General features: G+C 71.0%; 3 protein-coding genes. 1 reads left to right on the top strand and 2 read right to left on the bottom strand.

Features of this window, described 5'->3' with window-relative positions:
- Positions 1 to 434, bottom strand: a 434-nt coding sequence (locus ACTWQJ_RS49700) for a DUF1003 domain-containing protein (RefSeq protein WP_443312941.1), incomplete at its 3' end; no start/stop codon positions are given.
- Positions 424 to 1,713 carry a magnesium transporter MgtE N-terminal domain-containing protein gene (locus ACTWQJ_RS49695; protein ID WP_443312940.1) on the bottom strand — a complete coding sequence of 430 codons (1,290 nt, stop codon included), beginning with the start codon at positions 1,711 to 1,713 and terminating at the stop codon, positions 424 to 426. The genes ACTWQJ_RS49695 and ACTWQJ_RS49700, both read right to left, overlap by 11 nt.
- Before the next feature lie 201 nt (positions 1,714 to 1,914).
- Between ACTWQJ_RS49695 and ACTWQJ_RS49690 the strand changes: the two genes are divergently transcribed.
- Positions 1,915 to 2,667 carry a hypothetical protein gene (locus tag ACTWQJ_RS49690; RefSeq protein WP_443312939.1) on the top strand — a complete coding sequence of 251 codons (753 nt, stop codon included), beginning with the start codon at positions 1,915 to 1,917 and terminating at the stop codon, positions 2,665 to 2,667.
- The last annotated feature ends 156 nt before the right edge of the window (positions 2,668 to 2,823 follow it).

Genomic DNA, 2,823 nt, shown 5'->3' with positions numbered 1-2,823 from the left:
GTCAGGTACTCGGTGTCCGCGATCGACCGCTCGTTCTGCTTGCGATCCTGTTCGAGGTCGACCCGGGCGCGGTCGTCCTGCCGGTTCTGTGCGAGCAGGATGAGCGGGGCCGCATACGACGCCTGCAGGGACAGGGCGAGCGTCAGGAAGATGAACGGGTATTCGTCGAAGCGCAGGTCGCTGGGCACGGATATGTTCCACAGCACCCACACGATGATCACGACGGTCATCCAGGCGAGGAACCGTCCGGTGCCGATGAAGCGCGCGATGCGCTCCGAGAGCCGCCCGAAGGCCTCCGGGTCCCACTCGGGCAGGATCCGGCGCCGGGGCGCGCGCGGCTGGTCCAGGCGGGCGCGCGGGCGCGTGGTCGCGGTGGCGCCCACCGGAATGCGCTCCCGGACGATCTCACGCGCCGTCTCTCGCTCAGGAGCCATGGGCGACCACCCCTTCGCCCTCGTCGAGTTCGAACTCCGTCTCCCGCCAGTCCTCGGGCAGCATGTGGTCCAGTACGTCGTCCACGGTCACCGCGCCCAGCAGCGACCCGGACTCGTCGACGACCGGCGCCGCGACCATGTCGTACGTCGCGAAGAACCCGGCGACCAGGGGCAGCGCCGCGCCCGGGGCGAGGGGCTGCAGGTCGTCGTCGACGAGCGAGCTGACCAGGGTGTACGGGGGGTCGCGCAGCAGCCGCTGGAAGTGGACGGTGCCCAGGTACTTGCCGGTCGGCGTCTCGTCGGGCGGGCGGCAGACGTACACCTGGGCGGCCAGGGCGGGGGAGAGGTCGGGGTTGCGGACCCGGGCGAGGGCGTCGGCGACGGTGGCGTCGGGGCGCAGCACGATCGGTTCGGTGGTCATCAGACCGCCGGCGGTGTGTTCCTCGTACGCCATCAGGCGCCGCATGTCGGCCGCGTCGGCGGGCTGCATCAGGCCCAGCAGCCGCTCCTGCTCCTCCTCCGGCAGCTCGGAGAGCAGGTCGGCCGCGTCGTCCGGGTCCATCGCCTCCAGCACGTCGGCGGCACGCTCCTCCTGGAGCTTGCCGAGGATCTCGATCTGGTCGTCCTCCGGAAGCTCTTCGAGGACGTCGGCCAGGCGGTCGTCGTCGAGGGCGGCGGCGACCTCGGCGCGCCGCTTGGGTGAGAGGTGGTGCAGGACGTTCGCCAGGTCGGCGGGGCGCAGCTGCTCGAAGGTGGCGAGCAGGCTCTCGGCGCCCTGCCCGTGCTCCTCCAGGGAGAAGCCGGTGACGGCGGACCACTCGACGGTCAGAGCCTCGCCCTTGGCCCGCCGGAAGGCGCCGCCTTTCCGGCCCTTGCGCACGAAGACACGGTCGACCTCCCAGTCGCGGCGGGCCGGCAACTGCTGCACGGACAGATCGAGGACGGTGACCTCCTCGCCGGTCTCGACGAGCCTGACGTGCCGGTCGAGGAGTTCACCGAACGCGAGTCGCTCCGTGGGACGCTGCTCGAAACGGCGGACGTTCAGCACACCGGTGGTGATGACCTCGCCGGACTCGATGCTGGTCACCCGCGTCATGGGCAGGAAGATCCGGCGGCGGGTGACGAGTTCGACGACCAGCCCGAGCAGCCGCGGGGGCCGGCGGCCGACGCGCAGCATGACGACCAGATCGCGCACGCGGCCCACCTGGTCGCCGTTCGGATCGAAGACGGCGACGCCGGACAGGTGCGAGACGAAGATCCGGGGGGCGCCCGCGACCATGGCTGCGCCTCCTTTTCCTACCGTGCGTTGCTTTTGCTCTGTTCTTGTCGAATTGCTCGCTCAGTTGGGCTTCAGGCTAGCCCGTCCCGATCGGATACGCCCTGGTGAGCGGTCCGGACGGACTGGCTCCGCCTGGTGCGCACAGCCCCGGTACGCTGCGGTACGCCGCTCAGGACCCACGTCAGAAAGGCAGCACCACCTGTGACTGCGATGCCCCAGGGCCGTACCCGCCGGACCGCGCTGGCGAGCGCGATGTGCGCACTGGTCGTGACGGGGACAGCGCTGACGGGGTGCAGCGAGGAAGATCCGAACGCGGGCACGAACGGGGTGGGAAAGCTCCCCGCCGACAAGATCCAGGCCCAGACCCGCACGGCGGCGGAGTCCGCCGCCGCGGTCCGGCTGTCGGGGACGGTCGTCGCCGGCGGGAGCACGTACAAGCTCGACATGCGCCTGAAGTCGGACGGCGGCAGCGGGTCGGTCACCGCGGAGGGGGCGACGTTCAAACTGCTGCGGGTCGGTGAGGAGCTGTTCCTCATGGCCGAGGCGGAGTTCTGGAACAACGGGAAGGGCAAGGGCGACGAAGGGGACGCGGCCGCGGCCGACAAGCTCGACGGCAAGTATGTGAAGGTGCCGCAGGGCGACCCCTCGTACAAGCGCTTCAGCGGCTTCACCGACAAGGACGTGCTCCTCAAGAGCCTGCTGACCCTGCACGGCTCCCTGCAGACCGACGGCCACCACGAACAGTCCGGCGTCCCCACCATCCGCATCACCGGCGACCGGGGCTCCGGCGGCACGCTGGACGTCTCCCTGGAGGGCAAGCCGTACCCCCTGCGCCTGGTCCGCGCCGGCGGCGCGGGCACCCTCAGCTTCTCCGACTGGGGCAAGGACTTCGCCCTGGAACAGCCGGCGAAGGACGAGACGGTGGACTACGGCCAGCAGCTGCCGACGTCGTAGCCGCCGCTACGTGCGCCGTCGCTTCTTCATCAGCAACCGCGGCAGCCCCGCAGGGATCGGCTCCCGCGTCGTCGCCGGAGTCGGCAGCGGCTGCTCGGCCAGGGAGCCGTCGGGCAGGGGCTGCGTCGTCCCTGTCGGCTCCAGGCGGAGCACCCG

It is taken from the genome of Streptomyces sp. KR55 (genome assembly GCF_052245645.1).
In the GTDB taxonomy this organism is placed as follows: Bacteria; Actinomycetota; Actinomycetes; order Streptomycetales; family Streptomycetaceae; genus Streptomyces; species Streptomyces flavusporus.
Note: the sequence above shows the minus strand (reverse complement) of the source record. Positions and strands in the feature narration are given on the sequence as shown.

Coding starts and splice junctions, on each gene's coding strand:
- ACTWQJ_RS49695 (WP_443312940.1), bottom strand. CDS start 1,713: ATGGTCGCGGGCGCCCCCCGGATCTTCGTCTCGCACCTGTCCGGCGTC.